The organism is Methylobacterium longum (assembly GCF_022179385.1).
Lineage (GTDB): Bacteria > Pseudomonadota > Alphaproteobacteria > Rhizobiales > Beijerinckiaceae > Methylobacterium > Methylobacterium longum.
Window position 1 is genome coordinate 1 of record NZ_BPQS01000070.1, and the last position, 22920, is coordinate 22920.

Sequence of the window (22920 nt, forward strand, 5' to 3'; positions counted from 1 at the left end):
GAACTCGGCCGTTAAACACGCCAGCGCCCATGGTACTGTGTCTCAAGACACGGGAGAGTCGGTCGCCGCCAGACCCGCCCATCGCAACCCCTCCCTCCTCACGAACACCGACGCGAACGGGCCGCTCCTCATGGGGCGGCCCGTTCGCGTTTGGCACCCCGCTCGGCCGGGCCTTACCGCGAAGTCATCTTCCCGCGAACCTCCCGTAATCGGGGAAGGGCCACGTTAGCCACGCCGTCGATCTTCAGGATCGCGGACGAAGCGGCGCATCGAACCTCGTGCCCTCCGAGGCTCCAAGACGCGGCTTCGGAACGGGCCGAGGCGTCACCCGATGCCCCGGCCCGTTCAACCCGCGAGAGGGGAGGGGAGTGGCTCGGCCATGGCGACGGAAGCACATTCCCCCGTTCGGCGCAGCGCGCTATGGAGCGGGTCCATGCGGCTGCTCATCATCGAGGACGACCGGGAGGCCGCAGCCTACCTGGTCAAGGCGTTCCGTGAGACCGGACATGTCGCCGACAGCGCGCATGACGGGCTCGACGGCTACGCTTTGGCGCAGGAGGGCGGCTACGAGGTTCTGATCGTCGACCGCATGCTGCCGAAGCTCGACGGCCTGTCGCTGATCCGTTCCCTGCGCGAGCAGAAGGTGGCGACGCCGGTGCTGATCCTGTCGGCGCTGGGGCAGGTCGACGACCGGGTGAAGGGTCTCCGCGCCGGCGGCGACGATTACCTGCCGAAACCCTATGCCTTCTCAGAATTGCTGGCTCGCACCGAGGCCCTGGCCCGACGGCAGGTGGGACAGGGCACCGCCGAGGAGACCCGGTATCGGGTCGGTGATCTCGAACTCGACCGGTTGTCCCATCGTGTGACCCGGGCGGGTCTGGAGATCCCCCTGCAGCCGCGGGAGTTCCGGCTTCTCGAATACCTGATGCGGCATGCCGGCCAAGTGGTCACCCGGACCATGCTGCTGGAGCACGTCTGGGATTATCACTTCGACCCGCAGACCAACGTCATCGATGTCCACGTCTCGCGTCTGCGCGGCAAGCTCGACAAGGGCTTCCCGACCGCGATCATCCACACCGTGCGCGGGGCCGGCTACGTGCTGCGCGTCGACGAGGGCGCCGCCGGGTGAGCGCGTCGGCGGCCGACGCCTCGGTACCCGGCGAGACCGGTGCGGCCCGCATCCAGAAGCTGTTCCGCACCACCGCGTTCAAGTTGTCGCTGGCGTACCTGGCGATCTTCGCTCTCTGCGCCTTCCTGGCGCTGGGCTACGTCGCATGGAATGCGCGGGCGGTGCTCGATGACCAGATCGTTTCCACGATCGACGCCGAGATCAACGGCCTGTCCGAGCAGTACAACACCGGCGGCCTGCGCCGCCTGATCACCGTGGTGGAGCGGCGCTCCCGCGAGCCCGGAGCCTCGCTCTACCTCGTGACCACGGCCGGGGGCGACCATGTGGTCGGTAACGTCGGCTACGTCCCCGCCGCCGTGCTGGCGACGCCGGGCCAGAGCGAGACCCGCTACGGCCGAAACGATTCGGATGCCGAGGCGCATCGGGCGATCGTGCGCGTCTTCACCCTGCCGGGCGGGTTCCGGCTCCTCGTCGGCCGCGACACGGAAGAGCGGGACCGACTCCGCGCGGTGATCGGCCGGGCCTTCGTCACCGCGCTGGCCGCGGTGGTGATCCTCGGCGTCATCGGCGGGTGGCTCGCCGCGAGCCGCGTCCTGCGCCGGGTCGATGCCATGACCCAAACGACCCGGGCGATCATGGCGGGCGACCTCGACGGACGGCTCCACGTGGCGGGCAACGGCGACGAGCTGGATCGCCTCGCCTCGAGCCTCAACCTGATGCTGGAGCGCATCGGCGAATTGATGCGCGGCATGCGCGAGGTCTCCGACAACATCGCCCACGATCTGAAGACGCCGCTGACCCGCCTGCGCAACCGTGCCGACGAGGCCCTGCGCCGCGCCAGCTCGCCGGATGAGCTGCGCGCCGCCCTGGAAGCCGTCATCGACGAGGGCGACGGGTTGATCCGGGTGTTCAACGCCCTTCTGATGATCGCCCGGCTGGAGGCGGGCGGTGCCCGGGACATCCTCCTGCCGCTGGACATCGCCCCGACGGTTCGGGGCGTCGGCGACCTGTACGAGGCCGTCGCAGAGGATCGGGGACTCGTCCTCGACGTGCGCGCGGAGGACGGCCTGATCATCGCCGGCAACCGCGAGTTGATCGGGCAGGCCCTGGCCAACCTGATCGACAACGCCCTGAAATATGGGGCCACTTCGCATGCGGGAGGGGCCAGCGTCACCCTCGAGGCATGGCGGATGGGGGATTCGATCCGTCTCGCGGTCTCCGATCACGGGCCCGGCATTCCGGAGGCGGAGCGCGGCCGCGTGCTCGACCGGTTCGTGCGGCTGGAGGATGCCCGCTCGCGTCCGGGCTTCGGGCTGGGCCTCAGCCTCGTCAATGCGGTGGTGCGCCTGCATCAGGGGACGCTGCGCCTCGCCGACAACGCCCCGGGCCTGCGGGTGGAGATCGCCGTCCCGGCACAGGCCGCTCCCGAGACCGGTGACATCCCGGACGCACCGCCATCGGCCGGGCCTGTGCCGGCACCGTCCTGACGCGCTAGTTAGGGCCGCGCACCGTCCCCCGCGGGCGCCGCCCCGATCCGAGGCGCGTCCGTGTCCCAGGAGGCCCCATGACTCTCAAGACCAAAACCGCCCTCGTCACCGGCTCCACCAGCGGTATCGGGCTCGCCATCGCGCGCGCGCTGGCGGCGGAGGGCGCCAACATCGTGCTGAACGGGTTCGGGGACGCGGACGCCATCGAGTCGGCGCGGGTCGGCATCGAGGGCACCTACGGGGTCGAGGCCCGCTACTCGGCGGCCGACATGAGCAAGCCCGAGGCGGTCGCCGCCATGGTGCGCGAGGCGAACGAGGCGTTCGGGTCCGTCGACGTGCTGGTCAACAATGCCGGCATCCAGTTCGTGTCGCCGATCGAGGAGTTCCCGGCGGACAAGTGGGAGCAGATCATCGCCATCAATCTGTCCTCGGCCTTCCACACGATGCACGCCGCGATCCCCGGCATGAAGGCCAAGGGCTGGGGCCGGATCATCAACACGGCCTCGGCCCACTCGCTGGTGGCCTCACCGTTCAAGTCGGCCTACGTGGCCGCCAAGCACGGGATCGCCGGTCTGAGCAAGGCGGCGGCGCTGGAACTCGCCCCGCACAGGATCACGGTGAACTGCATCTCGCCGGGCTACGTCTGGACGCCGCTGGTGGAGGCCCAGATCCCCGACACCATGAAGGCCCGCGGCCTGACCAAGGAGCAGGTGATCGAGGACGTGATGCTCAAGGCGCAGCCGACGAAGGAGTTCGTCACGGTCGATCAGGTCGCCGCGCTCGCGGTGTTCCTGTGCTCCGATGCGGCAAGCCAGATCACCGGGGCCAACATCAGCATGGATGGCGGCTGGACGGCGCAGTAGCGCACGGCGCCACGCGGCCGATGTCCGGGCCAATGTCGGGGCCGGCAGCCCGGATCCTCCCGCGTTCCGACCGGAGCCCGTATCGGGGAAAGGACGCGACGGACCCCAGCGCACGGCTCCCGCGGTCGGAGCCGTGCCTCGATCGCCCGTCTTGGCCGATCCCGACGCGGATGCGATAACGGGTCGGCCTCCCGCAGCCGCCCGCACCATGTCCGCCGCCATACGGTCTACCCGTCAACCGATCTGCTATCGCGCGCGCGGGCCGGCCCGGCCCGGGCGCCCCGTCCCATGAACGCGCACGAGGCCGCCCTGGCGCGGGCCCTGCGCAAGGATCCCCCGCGCTCGGGCCCGCACCGGCTCTGGAAGCGCGTCAGCCGGGCGGTCGGCGACGTGCTTCCCAAGGGCCTGTACGCCCGGTCACTGATCATCATCATCGCGCCGGTGGTGCTGCTCCAATCCGTGATTGCCTACACCTTCATGGAGCGGCACTGGCAGCTCGTGACCAAGCGCCTCTCGGCCGCCGTGACCGCCGACGTCGCCGCGCTGATCGACATCTACGAGAGCTATCCGCAGGACAAGGACGCCGAAATCCTCTCGCGCATCGCCGGCGAGCGCCTCAATCTCGATCTCGACATCCTCAAGGGCGCCAAGCTGCCGGCCCCGGGTCCCCGGCCGTTCTTCTCGATCCTGGACGAGGCCCTCTCGGACGAGATCAAGCGCCAGATCCGCCGCCCGTTCTGGATCGACACGGTCGGTCGCTCGAACCTGATCGAGATCCGCGTGGCGATCCCTGACGGCGTGATGCGGATCACCGCGCGGCGCAGCCAGGCCTACGCGTCGAACTCCCACATCTTCCTCGTCTGGATGATCGGTTCCTCGCTGGTGCTGCTCGGCGTCGCCATCCTGTTCCTGCGCAACCAGATCAAGCCGATCCTCCGGCTCGCCGCCGTGGCGGAGGGGTTCGGCAAGGGCCGCGAGATCGAGTTCCGGCCGCGCGGGGCCCGCGAGGTGCGGCAGGCCGGCCACGCCTTCATCGAGATGAAGCGGCGCATCGAGCGGGCCATGGAGCAGCGCACCACGATGCTCAACGGCGTCAGCCACGACCTCCGCACCATCCTCACCCGCTTCCGCCTGTCGCTCGCCCTGTTCGAGCAGACCAGCGAGATCGAAGATCTCAGCCGCGACGTCGACGAGATGAGCCGGATGCTGGAGGGCTACCTCGCCTTCGCCCGCGGCGACTCCGCCGAGCCGGCGACGCCCACGGACATGCGCGCCCTGCTGGAGGATCTGCGCACCGACGTCGAGCGCCTCGGCGCGCACGTCTCAGCCGTGGACCTCGTCGGGGCGCCGGAGGTCACCGTCCGCCCGGGGGCCTTCCGGCGCTGCCTGTTCAACCTCGCCTCCAACGCGGCGCGCCACGGCGAGACGGTGGCGATCTCCGGCCGGCTCGAGGCCCGCGCCTTCTACGTTTCCATCGACGATGACGGGCCCGGCGTCCCGGCCGAGAGCCGCGAGGAGGTGTTCAAGCCATTCGTGCGCCTCGACGACGCCCGCCAAGATGCCGGTGGGTCCGGCCTGGGATTGGCGATCGCCCGCGATATCGCCCGTGCCCATGGCGGCGACATCGTCCTGCACGACAGTCCGTTGGGCGGCCTGCGGGCGACGGTGCGGGTGCCGGCCTGAGGCGGCCGCCGTTCAGGTGTCGCTCGGCCGGCGCAGGCGCAGGGCCTCGGCCTGGACGTTGCGGATGAGGTGATCGAGGCTCGCCTCGTCGAGGCCGGCCGCCGCGAGGCGCTTGCGCAGGCCGGCCTCGTCGTTCCAGGCGTAGCCCGCATCGTAGGGTAGGTGGCGCCGGAGGAGCGGGCTCACGATGCTCTCGCGCCGATAGGCAGGATGCCGCAGGAGCTTGCCGATATGGACGGCGAGCCTGTCGATGCTGGATGGACCTTTGCTGGAGGCGCCATCTGCGCCGCCCCACGAGACCGTCGATCGGCGCATACTTGCCTGCCCTCCCAGGATGACAATATCGCGCCAAATGATTGCGCATCGGTGAGTGACCCGACGCTCCGGCGAAAAACTGCATCCCCCGGGGTCCCAACCTTCGCGGCAGGATGGTATGGAGGCGCGCTATGAGCCGCGGACGCCCGCGCGCCGGATTTGAGTGCCGATTATGAACCCGCTCGTCCCCCTCCTGATCCTCATCTCCCTGCCGCTCGCCGCCATCGGCCTCGTGCTCTACACCGACACGGGCATCGAGCCGGCGCTGTTCTACGCCTCGGTCAAGACCTTCGTGATCCTCGGCGCGATCGCCGTGGCGATGTCGGTCGGCGCCATGAAGCTCGCCGAGCGCACCAAGCACTGACACAACACCTCCCGGAGGGCGCGATGCTGCACGTGGTCCCGGCCTTCTCCTGCATCGGCGAGGAGAACGCCTTCGCGGTGCTGGCCCGCGCCCAGGCCCTGGCTGCCCAGGGGCGCGACGTGATCAACCTTGGCATCGGCCAACCCGACATGCCGACGCCCGCCCACGTGGTCGAGGCCGGCATCAAGGCGTTGCGTGACGGGCATCACGGCTACACACCGGCGGTGGGCATCCCGCCGCTGCGCGAGGCGGTGGCCCGCGACATCCACCGTCGCCACGGCGTTGAGGTCTCGCCCGATTCCGTGATGATCGTGCCGGGCGGCAAGGTCACCATGTTCATGGCGATCCTGATGTTCGGCGCCCCCGGGACCGAGATCCTGTATCCGGATCCAGGCTTCCCGATCTATCGCTCGATGATCGAGTTCACGGGCGCGACGCCGGTGCCGGTGCCGATCCGCGAGGAGAACGGCTTCGCCTTCTCGGCGGCCGAGACCCTGGCGCTGATCACGCCGAAGACGCGGCTGCTGATCGTCAACTCGCCGGCCAACCCCACCGGCGGCGTCACCCCGAGGGCCGAGATCGACGCCCTGGTGAAGGGCCTCGCCGAACACCCGGACGTCGCGGTGCTGTCGGACGAGATCTACGGCACGATGACGTATGACGGCGAGGCGCATCACTCGCTGCTGAAATACGACGAGATCCGTGACCGGCTGGTCTACCTCGACGGCGCCTCAAAGACCTACGCGATGACCGGCTGGCGGCTCGGCTGGTCGGTCTGGCCGAAGCCGCTCTATGAGGCCGCCCGCAAGCTCGCGGTCAACGCGCATTCCTGCGTCAACGCCTCGACCCAGTGGGCCGGCATCGCGGCTCTCGACGGCCCGCAGGATTGCGTGGCCGAGATGGTCGCCGAGTTCGACCGGCGCCGGGCGATCGTGGTCGACGGCCTGAACGCCCTGCCGGGCGTGTCCTGCATCGCCCCGAAGGGTGCGTTCTACGCGTTCCCGAACATCTCGCGGACCGGCTGGAAGGCCAAAGCCCTGGCGTCAGCCCTGCTGGAGGAGGCGGGGGTCGCGGTGATCGGCGGTCCCGATTTCGGCGTTCACGGCGAGGGCTATATCCGCCTGTCCTACGCCAACTCGGCGGAGAACATCCGCCGCGCGCTGGAGCGGATGGGCACGTTCCTCAGCGAGCGGAAACCCGGCTGAGATTTCCCAACGGGTCTCCTCGTTCCGAACCCCTCAGCCTGAGGCGCGGGAGCGAGCGGCAGCCTCGAAGGAGTTCTCAGGCCGGCTGCGCGCATCCTGGAACTCTCCTGCGAGTCTCGCTGGCGCAGGGACCTCAGGATGAGGGGCTGAGTGGGACCGCCCGGGCCGCGCGCCTCAAGACTTCCCCGGCGCCCGCTTGTCGATCCAGCCGGCCAGCCAGTCCGCGATGTCGAGGCTGTTCTTGTCCTGCATCAGCATGTGCGAATTGCCGTGGATGCCGATCTCCGGCAGCAGGATCAGCTCGGCCTTGCCGCCCGCCGCGTTCGCCGCCGCCACGAAGCTGCGGCACTGCTTCAGCCGCGGAGCCCAGCGGGACGAGGCGTCGACGTAGTCGCCGAACAGCACCAGGATGGGCAGGTCCCGGTAGGGGGCGAGGTCGTCCTTGGCCGGATCCGGGCAGGCGGCCGGCTCGATGGCCACGAGGGCGCGGATGCCCGTGCGATCGAGGGCGGCGGTCTGGAACGGGTAGATCCCTGATTGTGAGTGCGAGACCAGCACCGCGCCCTTGAGGCGCTTGGCGAGGTCCGACAGGGCCGGCACGGTCGGGTTCGGGACCGGCAGGGCGGCCGACCAATCCGGCACCATCTGCTTCCAGAACTCGCCCTGGGCCTCGAGCGGAAACTGCATGCCGGGGAAGACCTTCGGGTATTCCGGCCCGAACCGGAAGATCGCCCAGGCCGGCTCGCGCCCGGCCGAGAAGACCGGCGGCAGGGTGTTGGGCTCGGCGCGCCCGGTCTTCACCGCGTTGATCTGGGACGGGCTCGCCGCCGAACGGCCGCGCCAGGCCTGATCGATCACGTAGGTCGGGAAGCCGCGGCGAACGAAGAACTCGTCCCAGCCCATGCGCCCGTCAGGGGTCGTCTCCCAGGTCTTGCCGGTGAGACAGCAGCCATGGATCAGGACCAGCGGGGGACGGCCCGAACTCACCGGGATCTGGTAGCGGACGTAGATCTGGTCGACGCTGATCGTGCCCGAGGGCGCGTAGGCCGGCAGTGTCGAGAGCGTGTCGGACTGGATGTCGCGGCCGCCGACGAAGAAGCTGCCCTGCTCGGCGATCGTCAGGGGGCCGGGGGCCGGATCGGCCGCGCGGGCGGGTCCGCCCGAGATCAGCATGGCGGCGACCAGAGCGCCGGCCATCCGCCGGGCGCGCACCAGTGCGGGCACTGACAATCCTGGCATGAAATGTCCCGTCTCCCCGCTAACGGCACGCCCGGGCCGTGCCATGATCCGAGTGCCTAGCATGAAGCTCGACCGCGATGGGCGGCAGTCGAGCTTCTCCGCTTGCCGATCAGGCCGCGATGTCGCGCTCGACGCGTTCGGTGGCCCCGGGCGGTAAGTCGAGGGCTTCGGCCAGCATCTTGAGGAACTGCCGCTCCTGCAGCGTGTCGGGATCGATCGCGAGCCGGGCCGCCGCGAAGATCCGCGCCGCCGCATCGGGTCCCGACACACGCTCTGCGATCTCGTCGATATCGGCGGGATTGGCGAGTTCGCGCTCCAGCCAGGACCGACCGTCGGTATCCAGGCCCGCCTCGGCCACGGCCGCGTCGAGGCGTTTGCGCTCCGCGGCGTCGACCATCCCGTCGGCCGTCGTCGCCGCCACCATGACCCGGAGCATCAGCCGGGCCTCGTCCTCGGCGACCCGGGTGAAATCCGGTCCGCCGGTCTCCGGCGGTGCGGTGCCGCGCAGCGCCCGGTAGGCCAGTCCGCCGATCAGCGCCAGCCCACTGAGTGCGGCGCCCGCGGTGAGCCCGCCGCGCCGCGCGCGCACCAGCGCGTCGACGATCCGCCCGCTGTCCGCCATGCCATCCTCCCGGGATCCAATCCAAATCCGATCGGAAACCACCCGGGAGGCGCTCGGGTTCAGCCGCCCTCAGGCGTCGGCTTCATCCTCGTCCTCGTCGATATCCACGAGGAACACGATGTCGGCCTCGTCCTCGTCGTCCGAGTCGGCGTCGCCGTGGTGGGCATCGTCCTTGAACTCACCCTCGCCGTCGTCCTCCGCCAGCGCATCCTCGAAGATCTCGACTTCGTCCTCGGTGGCGGCCCGAACCTTGAGCGCCGAGGTGCCGTTCCAGAGCGGCTTGCCGTCGCTCGTCATGGTCCGGATGTCTTCCTTGAAGCCCGCGCAGGTGAAGAGGTCCTTGGCGGACGCCTCGTCGCTGTTGATCACCGCAACGGCGGTGCCGTCGATCTCGAGCGTGAACATGGCCGGCATCCCTCTCGTAACCGTCCTCTGGCGCGCCCGGTCAGCGGGATCGCGCACGGGTGCGACGCGCTGCCCCGGTAAGAAACGCTGGCGTCCCTTCCGGCAGCCATCGGCGCCACGCGCGGATGCTGTAGGGGTGAACCGGACGCCCGCCAAGCCCATCCCGACGCAGCCGCCCCGAAAGCCGTGGCGCGGATCCTGCCGGGTGGAGGGCGCGATGAAACCAGACGCGAAGAAGGATCGCCGCGCATGCGGATCAGGCTCGGCTGCGAGATGCGCTACGCCTTTCCCTATCCCGTACCGATGGTGGTCATGCTGAACGTGCATTCCACCCGGGCCGGCGCCCTGGAGGCGCGCGACACGCTCCGCACCGAGCCCCCGGTGCCGGTGGATCTCTATCACGACGGTTTCGGCAACCTGTGCGGTCGTCTGACCGCGCCGGCCGGGAGCTTCACCATCGGGACCGACGCGGTGATCGGCGACGACGGATGCCCGGATCCGGTCGTGCCGGAGGCCGGGCAGCACGCGATCGAGTCACTGCCGGCCGAGACGCTCGTGTTCCTGCTGCCCAGCCGCTACTGCGAATCGGATCTGTTGGCGGACGAGGCGTGGCGGCTGTTCGGCCATACCGAGCCGGGCTGGGCGCGGGTGCAGGCCGTCTGCGACTTCGTGCACGGCCACATCGCCTTCGGCTATGAATTCGCCCACGGCGATCGCACGGCGCAGGATGCCTATGCCGGCCGTCGCGGGGTCTGCCGCGATTTCACCCACCTCGCCGTGGCCTTCTGTCGCGCGCTCAACATCCCGACTCGCTACTGCACGGGCTATGTCAGCTTCATCGGCGAACTCGAGCCCCATCCGGCCGGCGACTTCGCGGCCTGGATGGAGGTCTACCTCGGGGGACGGTGGCACGTGTTCGATCCGCGCAACAACGCCCCGCGGATCGGCCGGGTGATGGTCGCCTACGGCCGCGACGCCGCGGACGTTCCGCTGACCCACACGTTCGGTCCGAATCCCCTGGTGGGCTTCCGAGTCTGGGCCGACCGGATCGACCATCTGGACGTCTCCGGGGACGCCTCCGTCCTGCCGGAGGAGCCCCTGCCGCCGCAGAGCATGGCGACCCGGACCGGGTGACCGCCGGGCCGCGGTCCTAGACCCCCGCGCCGCGGGCGATGGCGCGCTTGACCACCCCCTGCACCTCGGGGTTCGAGAGGAACAGGTCGTGGTTGATCAGGCCGCCGCCGTAATCGGAGGCGTCGGCGACGCGCACCCCCAGCGCCTCCAGCTTGGCCCGGTCGACCGCGCCGGCCCGGACGCCGCCCGCCAGCGCCGCCGAGAGCTCCAGGGCGCGATCGTTGGTGGCGGAGATCACGGTGATCTTCGCGACGTCGGGTCCCAGTCGGGCGACGCCGTTGGAGAACAGGTCGAAGTCGATGTCGGGCGCGGCCAGCACCACCGCGCCGATGCGCGCCATGGCCGCCTCGCCGGCCTCGGCGCGGAGCATGCGCAGGGTCTCGAGGGTCAGGAGCGTGCCCATCGAATGCGCGACGATGTTGATCCGGCCGCCGCTCGGCGACGCGGCCAGGGCCTTGAGCAGGTCCTCGAAGGCGTCGCGCGACCAGAGGGCGCTCTCACGATCGTAGTTGTAGTCGAAGGTCGCGGCGGCGGAGGGCCACGTGAACAGGCCCGAGACGCCGCGGAAGCGGATCCCGTCCGACAGACGCGCGGCGCTGACGGCAGCCGATTCGAACGATTCCCGGTAGCCGTGAACGTAGATCAGCACGTCGCGTCCCAGGGCCGCCTGGGCGAAGGCCTCGGCGGCGCCCGGTCCGGTCTCGGCCTTCGGCACGGCCCCGATGGTCCAATCGCCCGTGATGACGGACGAGACCTTGCCGAGCAGCGACCGGTCGGGGGGCGACAGGCGCACCTCCGCGAAGCTCAGGCCGCGGCCGCGATCGCTGCTGAAATACGGCGGCCTGGGCGGGCTGCCGACGGGCTTGCGCGTCGTGGCGACCAGAAGGACCGGCATGACGTCGAGCGCCGACTGCTTCTCGGGCAGGGACGGTCCGGTGCCGAGGTTGTCGGTGACGCAGGCGCCGAGGGACGGCGCGAGGCCTGCGGCACCCGCGAGGGCACCGATCTGGAGGAGGGCGCGGCGTGAGACGGGATGTTCCGGCATGATCCAGGGGCGCTCGGGCGGGGCCTCCCTCGTGGCGCAGGATCATGACCTTGGCGGGGCGCGCCGCCGGCCGATCCCTGTGGAGAACCGACAAGGTTTCCCTTGTGGTCGTCCGGACACAGGCCTGCGCCGTCGCCTCGGACCGGTAGCCCCCTCGACGGAAGCCTTCGTCACCGCCATGAAGGATGCATGACGCCGACCATCGACATCGAGAGCCTGCGCCGGCGCCTGCTGGGCGGCGACCGCGCCGCCCTGGCCCGGGCCATCACCCTCGCCGAGTCGAAGCGCGCCGATCATCGGGCCCTCGCGTCGGACCTCATCGACGCCGTGCTGCCGCAAACCGGCAAGGCGATCCGGGTCGGGATCACCGGCGTCCCGGGCGTCGGCAAGTCGACCACCATCGACGCTCTGGGCTCGAACCTGACGGAGGCCGGCCACAAGGTGGCGGTGCTGGCAGTCGACCCGTCCTCCTCGCGCACGGGCGGTTCGATCCTCGGCGACAAGACCCGGATGGCCCGGCTCGCCCACGACCCGGGCGCCTTCATCCGCCCGTCTCCGTCCTCGGGCACGCTCGGCGGCGTGGCGGCCAAGACCCGCGAGACCATGCTGCTCTGCGAGGCGGCGGGCTTCGACGTGATCCTGGTGGAGACCGTGGGGGTCGGCCAATCCGAGACCGCGGTGGCCGACCTGACCGATTTCTTCCTCGTGCTGATGCTGCCCGGCGCCGGCGACGAACTCCAGGGTATCAAGAAGGGCATCCTCGAACTCGCCGACATGATCGCGGTCAACAAGGCGGATGCGGGCGAGGCCGAGCAGCGGGCCAACGCGGCGGCCTCGGAATACCGGGCGGCGCTGCACATCCTCACCCCGGCCTCGGCGACGTGGACACCGCCCGTGGTGACGATCTCGGGCTTCCACAACCTGCGGCTGGACGCGCTCTGGGCGAAGATCGTCGACCATCGGGGCAAGCTCACCGCCACCGGCGAGATCCAGGCGAAGCGCCGGACGCAGGACGTGAAGTGGATGTGGGCGCTGGTGGATGAGCGCCTGCACCAACGCCTCGTCGGCTCCCCGGAGGTTCGGCGCCGCACGGCCGAGGCGGAGGCGGGCGTGGCCCGGGGCGAGACCTCTCCGGCCGCGGGTGCGGCCGCCATCGCCGAACTGATCGGCCTCTGACGGGGCCGGCCCGGCCGCGCCCGGCGCACACAAATTCCGCGGCGGTGCGGGGCACAAACGCGATCTCGCGCGTTCGAGTGGACGACGGCGTATCGAGCGGCGCCCCGTCGCGGCGCCGTGCTCACGTCCAGGAGAGTGCCATGGTTGATACGGATCGGATCGTCGGCGGCGCCAAGGAAGCCGCGGGCAAGGTTCAGAGTGCGGCCGGCGATTTCGTCGGCTCGAATCGCGACTCTGTGGAAGGCCGCTTCCGCGACGCCCAGGGTCAGGCGCAGAACGTCTACGGACAGGCCAAGGACAAGGCGCGGGATATCGCCGATCAGGCGAGCGACTACGCGAGCGACGCGTCCGCGCGGGCCCGGGACGTCGCGGGCGACGTCTACGAGCGGGGCGGCTCCTACCTGCGCGACGGCCGCGAAGCCGTCGGTGCCCGGGTGGAGGAGAATCCCCTCGTCGCGCTGCTGATCGCGGGCGCGGTGGGCTACGGTCTCGCCCTCCTGATCCACAGCCGCCGCTGACCGGACGCGGCCTCGCCCGAATACGGGCGGGGCCGCGCCAGGACGGTACCGGGGGTGCCTTATCGCGATGTGCCTCATTGCGATGTGCCTTGCATCGCGCCGCCCGGGCCATACCTGATGGATGCGGGGGGCGCCCGCCCGCCCAAGGCTTCTCTGGCCATGCTCAGCACCGATACCGACATCCTCGCCGCCGCCGAAACCTGGCGACGCGACGGCCACGCCGTGGCGCTGGCCACCGTGATCGAGACTTGGGGATCGGCGCCGCGGCCCGTGGGCAGCCACCTCGTCGTCGACGAGGCAGGCAATTTGCTGGGGTCCGTCTCGGGGGGCTGCGTCGAGGGGGCCGTGATCACCGAGGCGATCGAAGTGATCGAAGCCGGTGCACCGCGCGTCCTCGAGTTCGGCGTCGCCGACGAGACCGCGTGGCGGGCTGGCCTGTCCTGCGGCGGCCGGATCCGTGTCTTCGTCGAGCGGCTCGACTGATGCGCGCCGACATCCTGGCAAGCCTCAATGCCGAGCGCGCCGCGCGCCGGGCCGCGATCCTCGTCACCGACATCGCCGACGGCAGCCAGCGCCTCGTGCGCGAGGCGGAGATCGCAGGCGATCCCCTTGGCCCGGTGCTCGGCAAGCACCTCGCGTCGGCCAAGAGCGGCCTCGTGGAGGCTGACGGGCGGACACTGTTCCTCACCGTGCAGGTGCCGCCCGTGCGGCTCGTGGTGATCGGGGCGGTCCACATCTCGCAGGCGATGGCGCCGATGGCGGCGGCGCTCGATCTTGCGCTCACGGTGATCGACCCGCGCACCGCCTTCGCGACGCCGGAGCGCTTCCCCGGCGTCGAACTCGTGGCCGAGTGGCCGGAGGCCGTGCTCGGGAGCCGCGTGCCGCCGCTGGACCGCTATTGCGCACTCGCGGCCCTGACCCACGATCCCAAGATCGACGATCCCGCACTGAAGGCGGCGCTGACGGCCGAGTGCTTCTATGTCGGCGCCCTCGGATCGCGGAAGACCCACGCGGCGCGGGTGGCCCGGCTCGGCGCGGCCGGCTTCAGCCCGGAGCAGATCGGCCGGATCCGAGCGCCGATCGGGCTCGCGATCGGGGCGGTGAGCCCCGCCGAGATCGCGCTCGCCGTCCTGGCGGAGGTCGTGGCCGCCCTGCGCCGCGCACCCCGCCCGGAGGCCGCGTGAGGTTCGGTCCCGTGCCGGTCGCCGAGGCCGCCGGGATGATCAGCGCCCACGCCGTCCGGGGTGCGGACGTCACCCTGCGCAAGGGGTCGGTGATCGACCCCGATGCCGCCGCCGCCCTGGCGCGGGCCGGCCTGTCGGAGATCGTCGCGGCGGCCCTGGAGCCCGGCGACGTCGGCGAGGACGCCGCCGCCGCGCAGCTCGCCGGTCACCTGGCCGGGGCGAACCTGCGCGTCGAGGCGCCCTTCACCGGCCGCTGCAACCTGTTCGCCGAAACGGCGGGGGTGCTCGTCCTGGATCCCGCCCGCATCGACGCGGTCAACGCCGTCGACGAGGCCGTGACGGTGGCGACGCTGCCGCGCTTCAAGCCGGTGGTGGCCGGCGAGATGGTCGCTACCGTGAAGATCATCCCCTACGCGGTGCCGGGGGGCGTGCTGGCCCGCGCCTGCGCGTCGACCGCGGGCGGGGCCCTCGCGGTCGCCCCATACCGCCGCCGCCGGGTGGGCGTGATCTCGACCCGCCTGCCGAGCCTCAAGGAGGCGACCATCGACAAGACCCTCCGGGTGCTCGCCGAGCGCCTCGCCCCCACGGGGTCCGCGATCGTCCGCGAGATCCGGGTGCCGCACGCGGACGAGGCCGTGGCCACGGCTCTCGCCCACGCGATCGACGGCGACGGGGCGGATCTCGTGGTGGTGTTCGGCGCTTCGGCCATCGCCGACCGGCGCGACGTCATTCCGGCTGGCATCGAGGCCGCGGGGGGCAGCGTCGCGCATCTCGGGATGCCGGTCGATCCCGGAAACCTGCTTCTCGTCGGGAGCCGCGGCGGAGTGCCGGTGATCGGCGCGCCGGGCTGCGCGCGCTCACCGAAGGAGAACGGCTTCGACTGGATCCTGCACCGCCTCCTGGCGGATCTGGCGGTGACCCGGGCCGACATCGTCGCGCTGGGCGTCGGCGGGCTCCTGATGGAGATCGTCTCGCGCCCGCAGCCCCGGGCCGGTGGTGCGGCGACGGCGGCCGACGCGGACCCGTCGCCGGATGCCTGACGTCGGCACGATTCTTCTCGCCGCGGGACTCGGCAGCCGGTTCGGCCCTGAGCCGAAGCTGCTCGCGCTCCTCGACGGAGTGCCGCTGGTGCGTCACGCGGCCGGAGCCGCCCTCGGCGCCCGGCCGCGTCCGGTAATCGCCGTGCTCGGGGCGCATGCCGACCGGGTCCGGGCCGCGCTGGCCGGGCTCGACCTGATCCACGCCGTCAATCCCGATTACCGTCTCGGCCTCGCAACCTCGCTGCGTGCCGGTCTCGCGGCACTTCCTCCCAGCTGCAGCGCCGCCGTGGTGGTGCTCGGCGACATGCCGTGCGTGACCGCCGCCCATATCGACCGCTTAGTGGAGGCATTCGCGGGCGCCGCCCCGCTGCCGGTCGCCGTGGTCCCGGTGCAGGACGGACGGCGCGGGAACCCGGTGCTGCTGAACCTGCGCCGTCTGGCTCCGGATATCGCCCGGCTGCAGGGCGACCATGGGGCGGGACCGCTCCTCAGGGGACGGACCGACGTGCTGGAGATCCCGGGCGATCCCTCGACGGCCCTCGACATCGACACGCCGTCCAGCCTCGCCGCCCTCGGCGGTCACGCCGTCTGACGGGGCACCGCCGCGTGCGCAACCGTCCCATCCGGCCCGGTATCACGTCTCCTCTGTCGCGCTGTTCTCAGCCGTGTCGCCCCTGCGCGTGGTTCGGGCCTCGGCCCGGCACCGGTCCGAGCAGTAGCGCACCTCGTCCCAGACGCGCTCCCATTTCTTGCGCCACGCGAACGGACGGCCGCACTGAACGCAGACCTTCTGCGGCAGATCGGCCTTGCGGCGCATCGGCGGCATCATCCCTCTCCCGCGTCGTACGGCCCGCTCAGCCTGCCGGCTTCGGTGCCGTTCGGCGAAGCCGGGCGTCCAGAAGGTTTGCCAAGCCGAGCATGACCGCGATCCCACCGAGATTGACGGCGATCTGCAGGGCCCATGTGGCGTCGAAGGTGCGGTAGAGGATGCGGCCGATGAGCGCCGCCAGGCAGCCGGCCGCGAAGATCTCCAGCGAGTGTCGGCCGCAGGCATCGATCAGGCGGAGCGAGGGGTGCCGGCAGAAGCGCCCCACCGCGGGCGCGCTGAACAGCAGGTAGGTCAGGGCGAGGATGTCCAGCAGGCGCAAGGGGCCGACGTGGCTCTTGTCCGGAACGTCGATCGCCAGCGGCCTGAGGTTCGGAAGGCTCCACTCGGCCCAGGATCCGCCCTGGAACAGGGCGAAGGCTAGGTAGACCCCGGCGGTCGCCACGGCCCAGCCCCGCCGCGGCAGGAGGCCGCCGCCCGAGCGGATCGCCAGCGCCAGGGCCGCGCCGATCACGAACAGGAACTGCCACGCGAACGGGTTGAAGTACCACCCGTCATCCACCGCCGCGGCGTTCGGCAGGTTCAACTGATGATCGAGGTTGGCGGCGAGCCACAGGGTCCCCGACAGGGCGAGCACGCCCCAGACGCCGCGCCGCAGCCCGAAATAGATGAGCGGGAACAGGGCGAGCAGCAGGATGTAGAGGGGCAGGATGTCGAGGTAGTTGGGCAGCGCGTTCAGGGCGAGGCCGCGCAGGAGGCCAGGCAGCAGCCCCATCTGGATCAGCGGCGCGACGCCGAAGCGCGGCGTCAGGCCGGTGAGATCCATCCAGATCCGCACGATGATCAGCGTGGCGAGCAGAAGGCCCGCCTGGAACAGGTAGATGCGCAGGCAGCGCCTGCCGATCCGGCCGAGCGTCCTGCGGATCCCGGCCCGCTGGAACAGGCCTCCGTAGGCCATCATCGAGGAGTACCCGGCGAGCAGGACGAAGATCTCGGCCGCGTCGGAGAACCCGAAATTGTGCAGCGTGAACAAGGCCGGCGCGTTGCGGGGGATGTGATCGACGAAGATCGTCAGCAGCGCGAAGCCGCGCAGCACGTCGACCCGCGCGTCGCGGACCGGCTTGGCGGGCTTGTCCTGAGGGGGCGACTGCGGGGCCGGCCGCAGCCGACCGGGATCCGAAGGCCGCTCGAGCGCGTCGATGTTCGTCACACGGACCGTCACCGGCAGGGTGGCAGGGCGAAGACGGCGCGGACCGCCGCGGTCGGATGATACCGCACTGCAGCGCGGACGCTGCCGGAGAGTGCGCCGATCACGCGCCTTTGTTCAGATGTGGACACCGGCACCGCCGCGCCGGATCCCGGCGAGCACCCGGGATCCGCCGGGTCTGTGCTGCCGGTCGACGCTGATGGTGTCACACGGTCGTCCTCTGTCGACGCGATCCGAGGTTCCGACGACAGGACGTTCCGCGAAGCCTCACCGTTCCAGGACCCGACGTCGCGCCCGGCGCCGGAGCGAGGCGAGCGCCGACGCCAAGTCCCCACCACGGACGGTGGTTTCGGATCGTGCCGCACGACCCCCGCGTATCCCGGCATCCTCGGCGCCTCGGCGCGCCGCGACGCCCCTCGCGTCGCGACCGCGGCCGGTATAGACGCGGCGGATCGAACCCGGCTTTCCGCCGCCGACCATGCCGGGGAGGGGCTGGGTTCATGCGCGTCCTCGTCACCGGAGCCGGAGACTATCTCGGCCGCCGCCTGCTCGAGGCGCTGCGGCGGGGGCTCCCGGCCGGCAGCCGAATCCTCGGCATCGACCGGAGCGCGCAGCCGCCCCTCGACGGCGTGACCTTCCTCGCCGTCGATCCGTTCGATGCCGGCCGGCTCGCCGAGGCGGTCGCCGCCTTCGAGCCGACCCTCGTCTTCCATCTCGCCGCCCTGGCCTCCGTGGCGCGGTCGAGCGAGACGCCGGCCTATGCCTGGCGGGCAGACCTGCTCGGAACCTTGAACCTCGCCGAGGCGGTGGCCAGGACCCGCGCGGCCCTGGTCTTCCTGAGTTCGACCGTCGTCTACGGCGAGGCGTTCCGCGACCGCGCGCGTCCCGACGAGAGCGTGACGCCGCGACCCGACACCATCTCGGGGCGAACCAAGAACGCCTGCGAGTACATCCTGCGCGATGTGCTAGCCAACGCCCGCGTGAAGCACCTCGTGCTGCGGCCGTCGAACTACATCGGGCCCGGGCAGAGCGAGACCTTCGTGGTCGCTTCCTTCGCCGGGCAGATCGCCCGCATCGAGCGCGGAGAGGCTCCGCCGGTCGTGGAGGTGGGCGATCTCTCGGCGGGGCGCGACTTCTTCGATGTGGCCGACTTCACCGCGGCATGCCTGCAAGTGATCGCGCGGATCGACGAGCTGCCCGATGGCGGCATCTTCAACGTCGGATCGGGCACCGTGACGCCGGTCTCGGACATCCTCGACGCCCTTCGTGCCCTGACGGATGCGGATTTCACGATCCGGGTGAGGGACGAACGGGTCCGGCCGGCGGGCGTGCGCAGCGAGGGCTGCGACCCGGCCGCCTTCGCGGCGGCCACCGGCTGGAAGCCGATGATCCCGCTCACGCGCAGCCTGTCGGCGATCCTCGCGGAGGCGCGGTCACGGAACGGCTGACCCGGGGATGGCGGGCATCCCCGGGTGGGCGCGCCGCGATCAGCGCGAGAACCGCTTGTACTTGATCTTCTTCGGCATGATCGAATCCGCTCCGAGACGGCGGACCTTGTCGGCCTCGTAGTCGGAGAAGTTGCCTTCGAACCATTCCACGTGGCTGTCGCCCTCGAAGGCCAGGATGTGGGTGGCGATACGGTTCAAGAACCAGCGATCGTGGCTGATGATGACCGCGCAGCCGGCATAATCCTCTAGCGCGTCCTCCAGGGCACGCAGGGTCTCCATGTCGAGGTCGTTGGTCGGCTCGTCGAGGAGCAGCACGTTGGCGCCGCCCTTCAGGGTGCGGGCCAAGTGGACGCGGTTGCGCTCGCCGCCCGAGAGGGTTCCGACCTTCTTCTGCTGGTCGGGGCCCTTGAACGCGAACGCCGCGCAATAGGCGCGCGAATTGATCTCGCGCTTGTTGAAATAGATGATGTCGTTGCCGCCCGAGACCTCCTGCCAGACCGTCGCGTTCGGGTCGAGGGCGTCGCGCGACTGGTCGACGTAGCCGAGCTTGACCGTCTCGCCGACGTCGATCTTGCCGCTGTCGGGCTTCTCCTGGCCGGTGATCATCTTGAACAGGGTCGTCTTGCCGGCGCCGTTCGGGCCGATCACCCCGACGATGCCGCCCGGCGGCAGCTTGAACGAGAGATCCTCGATCAGCAGCCGGTCGCCGAACGCCTTGCTGAGATTCTCGAACTCGATGACGTTGTTGCCGAGCCGCTCGTCGATCGGGATGACGATCTGCGCGGAGGCGTCCACCTTGTTGTTCTGCTTGGCGACCAGCTCCTCGTAGCGGGTGATGCGCGCCTTCGACTTCGACTGGCGCGCCTTCGGGGAGGCGGCGATCCACTCCTGCTCGCGGGCGATGGAGCGCTGCCGGACCATGTCCTCGCGGCCCTCCTGCTCCAGGCGCTTCTGCTTCTGCACCAGCCACGCCGAGTAGTTGCCCTCGTACGGGATGCCCTTGCCCCGATCGAGTTCCAGGATCCAGCTGGTGACGTTGTCGAGGAAGTAGCGGTCGTGGGTCACGATCAGGATCGCGCCCGGGTACTGGCGCAGGTGACCTTCCAGCCAGTTCACCGTCTCGGCGTCGAGGTGGTTGGTCGGCTCGTCGAGGAGCAGCAGCTCCGGCTCCCACAGGAGCAGGCGGCACAGGGCGATGCGGCGGCGCTCGCCGCCCGAGAGGGTGGCGACCGGCTGCTCATCGCTCGGGCAGCCCAGGGCCTCCATGGCCTGATCGACCTTCGAGTCGAGCTCCCAGAGACCGAGCGATTCGATTCGGTCCTGGAGCTCGGTCATCTCGTCGGCGGTTTCCTCCGAGTAGTTCATGGCGAGCTCGTTGTAGCGGTCGAGCATGGCCTGCTTCTCGGCCACGCCCTCCATCACGTTCTCGCGGACGCTCTTGTTCGGATCGAGCTGGGGCTCCTGCGGCAGGTAGCCGACGCGCGCGCCCTGGGCCACCCAGCCGTCGCCGGTGAAGTCCTTGTCGAGGCCGGCCATGATCTTGAGCAGCGTCGACTTGCCGGAGCCGTTGATGCCGAGGACACCGATCTTGGCATCGGGGTAGAAGGACAGGTTGACGCTATCCAGGACCTTCTTGCCGCCGGTGTAGGCCTTGGTCAGGCCCCGCATGTGGTAGATGAATTCGCGAGCCATCGCGGATCGTCCTCGGCGTGATGTGCGGGAATGCGCGGTGCGTGCCAGCGGCACGGGTCAGGTGCGGGGCCATGGCACCCGTCCTGTACGCACGTCCCTCAAGATTTAGAATGACGCTGATCGAGTATCAGGCCCGCCGGGCAGCGGCAAGGTTGCCGGCCTCGGCACGCCGGGCAATCGCGTCCGACAATCCCGTTCTTCGCCCGAGCTTCGGCGCTGCCTTCACCCGCCGGCCCCGACTCCGTCAGCCCGCGGCCGGGCCCGCCGGCGGCGCCCCGGAACACGGCCCGCCCCCGTTGCCGGGCCGCAGGCTGATCGGGCGACCCCAGCCATCCCGCGGCGCGCTCCGGCCCCGGGATCACGGCGGAGCCGCAGATCGTCGGTCCGAGAGCCTACCCGGGCCGCTCGCCCGGATCGCGTGCCGATCCCGTCGCGTCGCAGACCCGGGCTTCGGAACGCCGGAGGGGCCGCTGAGCCGGACCGGTCCGCGACCGCGAAGGCTCCGCCCCGGAGCGGGGCGCGCGTCCGGTTCAGGCGAAGGGGTTCCGGACCGTTTTCGGCTTGGGCTCCGGCGCCTCCGCGACCGCCTCCGGAAGGTCCCCCGCCTCCAGGGCCCGCACGATCGCCTCCAGGGTTTCCCGGAGCCGTCGGGCCTGCGCGAGGCCCGCCTCGTCCCGCGTGAGGTCGAGGGACCCGTGCAGGACGATTCGATCGGTGCCGTTCTCGAAGGACAGGGCGCCGATGCTGCGCACCGAGGCGTCGTCGGCGAAGGGTTCGAACCGGTCCTGACCGGCACCCGAAGGCCGGGTCCGGCCGTCCCGCTTGTCTTGAGCCATGGGTCCCTCTCAGAAGATCGCACGCAGAACGTCGCGGACGAGCTTGCGCAGGACGCGGCTGCCCTCCCGCTGGAGCCAGTCCTGCCACGTCTCCTCGCGTCGCGGCCGGTGCGCGCCCGAGTGCGCGGAGTCGTCCGGATCGGGCAGGGTCAGCGCGGCAGTGCGGGCCGCGGCCGGAAGGCCGGGGAAGACGTCGATGCCGGAGGCCCGGGTGAGGTCGTCGATCGGGACCGTCCGCCAATCCCTGGACCCGTCGTTCGGCGCGAGATAGGCGCCGGCCTGGCCGGTCTCCGGATCGTAGAGCGCCTTGAACAACTGCGTCGGGACCAGGACGCCGCCCTTGATCTGCTGCACTGCGTCTCCCGCGAAGATTGCGCCGGTGACCACGAAGACCGAACCCCGCCGCGTCGCGAGCCGCCGCACGCCCTCCTCGATATCGGCCCACAGGCCGCGGTTCAGCACCCGATTCTGGGGCACGACGTTGGCGAAGGTGAACGACTCCGCCTGGGCGCTCACCGTCGGCATGTCACCGGCCGGCGCGAGGTGTCCCCGATCGAAGCCGCTGCGGACGTAATCCTCCAGAGACGCGCGCGCGTCCGGCGGCAGCCGGCTCTCCTCGTGGAAGGAATCGTCCCGCGCCACCGCCCGGGCCTCGGCGACGCTCCCGCGGGTGAGGTGCTCGGCGGCGTAGAGCGGCGTGCGCGTCACCCCCGAATGCAGCACCGCGAAGGCTTCGAAGCATAGCGGCACCGTGCGTACGGCCAGCTTCGGGTTGGTGAGCACCGGGACCCGCCCGTCCGCGAATAGGCCGGGGCAGGCATCGTCGGCCGAGGCGGGCGCCCCACCGATGGACGCCAGGACCAGGCCCGCGGCGATCAGACCCCGGGGCCGCTTCACCAGCATGCGCGCACCCGCCGCGGGCCCTCGGGCGTCGGTCGGGTCCGCCATGCGCACGGGCGGCTGAGGGTGCCGCCGAACGGCCGCGCATCGCGGTCGGGCCCTCCCGGCGAGACCCGATTCGGGCAATCGCCCAGGAAGTTGCAGAGGAAGTCGAGATTGCCGTCCGGCGGCCGCGGCTCCGCATAAGCTTGGCCGCCTGCGGTAATCGCGTACGTGAGCAGGATTGTGCACAGACGAGCCGGGCTCAAAGGCGGACCTCTTGTGGCGCTGAGGGCACGTGATTGAAAAAAACGCGGGCCCGACATTGATCGCGCCGCCGATCGTCCGTAACTGGCACTATCATGACAGCGGCGGACGGGCGTGTTCTAGCATGAACGCGTGTCCCTGGGTGCTGGCGTCGCGGAGGCCCAGGGCTCGCGGCGGGGCCGTCGCTACACTCGAACGAGCGGATGCGACCATTGGCGATATCACCTGAGCAATCGGCGTTGCTGGACCGTGTCCCGAATCCTGCGGCGTTGCGCGGTCTTCCGGAGTCGGAGCTTCCGGCCGTTGCGGAGGCGGTTCGGGCCGAGATGATCGACGCGGTGTCGATCACGGGCGGC

Annotated in this window: 25 protein-coding genes; 15 read left to right on the forward strand and 10 right to left on the reverse strand. The window is 70.7% G+C overall.

The window, feature by feature from the left end; genetic code table 11:
- The first annotated feature begins 433 nt into the window (after positions 1 to 433).
- From MFF58_RS29210 to MFF58_RS29225, 4 genes are all read left to right on the forward strand, one after another.
- Positions 434 to 1129 carry a response regulator transcription factor gene (locus tag MFF58_RS29210; RefSeq protein WP_238293460.1) on the forward strand — a complete coding sequence of 232 codons (696 nt, stop codon included), beginning with the start codon at positions 434 to 436 and terminating at the stop codon, positions 1127 to 1129.
- The gene (locus MFF58_RS29215; protein ID WP_238293462.1) at positions 1126 to 2616 is read left to right on the forward strand and encodes a sensor histidine kinase; all 1491 of its coding nucleotides are present in this window, start codon (positions 1126 to 1128) and stop codon (positions 2614 to 2616) included. Before MFF58_RS29210 ends, MFF58_RS29215 begins: the two co-directional genes overlap by 4 nt.
- Positions 2617 to 2693: 77 nt before the next feature.
- Complete coding sequence (locus MFF58_RS29220; RefSeq protein WP_238293463.1) at positions 2694 to 3479, forward strand: 3-hydroxybutyrate dehydrogenase; 786 nt, start codon at positions 2694 to 2696, stop codon at positions 3477 to 3479.
- A 288-nt stretch (positions 3480 to 3767) separates the two neighbouring features.
- Complete coding sequence (locus MFF58_RS29225; RefSeq protein ID WP_238293465.1) at positions 3768 to 5162, forward strand: ATP-binding protein; 1395 nt, start codon at positions 3768 to 3770, stop codon at positions 5160 to 5162.
- Between the two features lie 12 nt (positions 5163 to 5174).
- Here the strand turns inward: MFF58_RS29225 and MFF58_RS29230 are convergent, their stop codons facing one another.
- Positions 5175 to 5477, reverse strand: a complete 303-nt coding sequence (locus tag MFF58_RS29230; RefSeq protein WP_238293467.1) for a hypothetical protein — start codon at positions 5475 to 5477, stop codon at positions 5175 to 5177.
- 172 nt (positions 5478 to 5649) lie between these two features.
- On the opposite strand from MFF58_RS29230, the gene MFF58_RS29235 reads away from it, so the two are divergent.
- Complete coding sequence (locus MFF58_RS29235) at positions 5650 to 5841, forward strand: hypothetical protein (protein WP_238293469.1); 192 nt, start codon at positions 5650 to 5652, stop codon at positions 5839 to 5841.
- 23 nt (positions 5842 to 5864) lie between these two features.
- Positions 5865 to 7046, forward strand: a complete 1182-nt coding sequence (locus tag MFF58_RS29240; protein WP_238293471.1) for a pyridoxal phosphate-dependent aminotransferase — start codon at positions 5865 to 5867, stop codon at positions 7044 to 7046.
- A 174-nt stretch (positions 7047 to 7220) separates the two neighbouring features.
- On the opposite strand, the gene MFF58_RS29245 is transcribed toward MFF58_RS29240, so the two are convergent.
- The 3 genes from MFF58_RS29245 to MFF58_RS29255 form a co-directional block, all read right to left on the reverse strand.
- Positions 7221 to 8285: an alpha/beta hydrolase family protein gene (locus tag MFF58_RS29245; protein ID WP_238293473.1), complete on the reverse strand. Its 1065-nt coding sequence runs from the start codon at positions 8283 to 8285 to the stop codon at positions 7221 to 7223.
- 109 nt (positions 8286 to 8394) lie between these two features.
- Positions 8395 to 8907, reverse strand: coding sequence for a tellurite resistance TerB family protein (locus MFF58_RS29250; protein ID WP_238293475.1), 513 nt, complete (start codon positions 8905 to 8907; stop codon positions 8395 to 8397).
- A gap of 69 nt (positions 8908 to 8976) precedes the next feature.
- Positions 8977 to 9312, reverse strand: coding sequence for a hypothetical protein (locus MFF58_RS29255; RefSeq protein WP_238293477.1), 336 nt, complete (start codon positions 9310 to 9312; stop codon positions 8977 to 8979).
- A 249-nt stretch (positions 9313 to 9561) separates the two neighbouring features.
- Between MFF58_RS29255 and MFF58_RS29260 the strand changes: the two genes are divergently transcribed.
- Positions 9562 to 10446, forward strand: coding sequence for a transglutaminase-like domain-containing protein (locus tag MFF58_RS29260; protein WP_238293478.1), 885 nt, complete (start codon positions 9562 to 9564; stop codon positions 10444 to 10446).
- A 16-nt stretch (positions 10447 to 10462) separates the two neighbouring features.
- Here MFF58_RS29260 and MFF58_RS29265 read toward each other — a convergent pair whose 3' ends face one another.
- The gene (locus tag MFF58_RS29265) at positions 10463 to 11491 is read right to left on the reverse strand and encodes an alpha/beta hydrolase (protein ID WP_238293480.1); all 1029 of its coding nucleotides are present in this window, start codon (positions 11489 to 11491) and stop codon (positions 10463 to 10465) included.
- A 189-nt stretch (positions 11492 to 11680) separates the two neighbouring features.
- On the opposite strand from MFF58_RS29265, the gene meaB reads away from it, so the two are divergent.
- The 6 genes from meaB to MFF58_RS29295 all read left to right on the forward strand — a co-directional run bounded on the left by meaB (position 11681) and on the right by MFF58_RS29295 (position 16001).
- Entirely contained in the window at positions 11681 to 12667 is a 987-nt protein-coding gene (gene meaB, locus MFF58_RS29270; RefSeq protein ID WP_238293482.1) for a methylmalonyl Co-A mutase-associated GTPase MeaB, read from the forward strand.
- A 140-nt stretch (positions 12668 to 12807) separates the two neighbouring features.
- A complete protein-coding gene (locus MFF58_RS29275; protein ID WP_238293484.1) occupies positions 12808 to 13185 on the forward strand; it encodes a CsbD family protein in 378 nt (125 codons plus the stop codon).
- A gap of 159 nt (positions 13186 to 13344) precedes the next feature.
- A complete protein-coding gene (locus MFF58_RS29280; RefSeq protein ID WP_238293486.1) occupies positions 13345 to 13668 on the forward strand; it encodes an XdhC family protein in 324 nt (107 codons plus the stop codon).
- Positions 13668 to 14369, forward strand: a complete 702-nt coding sequence (locus MFF58_RS29285) for an XdhC family protein (protein WP_238293488.1) — start codon at positions 13668 to 13670, stop codon at positions 14367 to 14369. The genes MFF58_RS29280 and MFF58_RS29285 overlap by 1 nt, the downstream gene beginning before the upstream one ends.
- Positions 14366 to 15409: a molybdopterin-binding protein gene (locus tag MFF58_RS29290; protein ID WP_238293490.1), complete on the forward strand. Its 1044-nt coding sequence runs from the start codon at positions 14366 to 14368 to the stop codon at positions 15407 to 15409. Before MFF58_RS29285 ends, MFF58_RS29290 begins: the two co-directional genes overlap by 4 nt.
- The gene (locus tag MFF58_RS29295; protein WP_238293491.1) at positions 15402 to 16001 is read left to right on the forward strand and encodes a nucleotidyltransferase family protein; all 600 of its coding nucleotides are present in this window, start codon (positions 15402 to 15404) and stop codon (positions 15999 to 16001) included. The genes MFF58_RS29290 and MFF58_RS29295 overlap by 8 nt, the downstream gene beginning before the upstream one ends.
- A 42-nt stretch (positions 16002 to 16043) precedes the next feature.
- Here MFF58_RS29295 and MFF58_RS29300 read toward each other — a convergent pair whose 3' ends face one another.
- Together MFF58_RS29300 and MFF58_RS29305 are read right to left on the reverse strand one after the other, a co-directional pair.
- Complete coding sequence (locus tag MFF58_RS29300; protein ID WP_238293494.1) at positions 16044 to 16235, reverse strand: DUF2256 domain-containing protein; 192 nt, start codon at positions 16233 to 16235, stop codon at positions 16044 to 16046.
- Between the two features lie 28 nt (positions 16236 to 16263).
- Entirely contained in the window at positions 16264 to 17445 is a 1182-nt protein-coding gene (locus MFF58_RS29305) for an OpgC family protein (RefSeq protein ID WP_238293495.1), read from the reverse strand.
- A 497-nt stretch (positions 17446 to 17942) separates the two neighbouring features.
- Here MFF58_RS29305 and MFF58_RS29310 point away from each other — a divergent pair, with 497 nt between their 5' ends.
- On the forward strand, positions 17943 to 18890 hold the full coding sequence (locus MFF58_RS29310; protein WP_238293497.1) for an NAD-dependent epimerase/dehydratase family protein: 948 nt from the start codon (positions 17943 to 17945) through the stop codon (positions 18888 to 18890).
- Positions 18891 to 18929: 39 nt separating this feature from the next.
- On the opposite strand, the gene ettA is transcribed toward MFF58_RS29310, so the two are convergent.
- The 3 genes from ettA to MFF58_RS29325 all read right to left on the reverse strand — a co-directional run bounded on the left by ettA (position 18930) and on the right by MFF58_RS29325 (position 22321).
- Positions 18930 to 20582 (reverse strand): energy-dependent translational throttle protein EttA, encoded by a 1653-nt coding sequence (ettA, locus tag MFF58_RS29315; protein WP_238293499.1) that lies wholly within the window; start codon positions 20580 to 20582, stop codon positions 18930 to 18932.
- A gap of 530 nt (positions 20583 to 21112) precedes the next feature.
- Entirely contained in the window at positions 21113 to 21418 is a 306-nt protein-coding gene (locus MFF58_RS29320) for a hypothetical protein (protein ID WP_238293501.1), read from the reverse strand.
- A 9-nt stretch (positions 21419 to 21427) separates the two neighbouring features.
- Positions 21428 to 22321, reverse strand: a complete 894-nt coding sequence (locus tag MFF58_RS29325; protein ID WP_238293503.1) for a DNA/RNA non-specific endonuclease — start codon at positions 22319 to 22321, stop codon at positions 21428 to 21430.
- Between the two features lie 446 nt (positions 22322 to 22767).
- On the opposite strand from MFF58_RS29325, the gene MFF58_RS32520 reads away from it, so the two are divergent.
- Positions 22768 to 22920 (forward strand): 1-deoxy-D-xylulose-5-phosphate synthase N-terminal domain-containing protein (locus MFF58_RS32520; protein WP_308445491.1); only part of this gene is annotated, 153 nt, incomplete at its 3' end.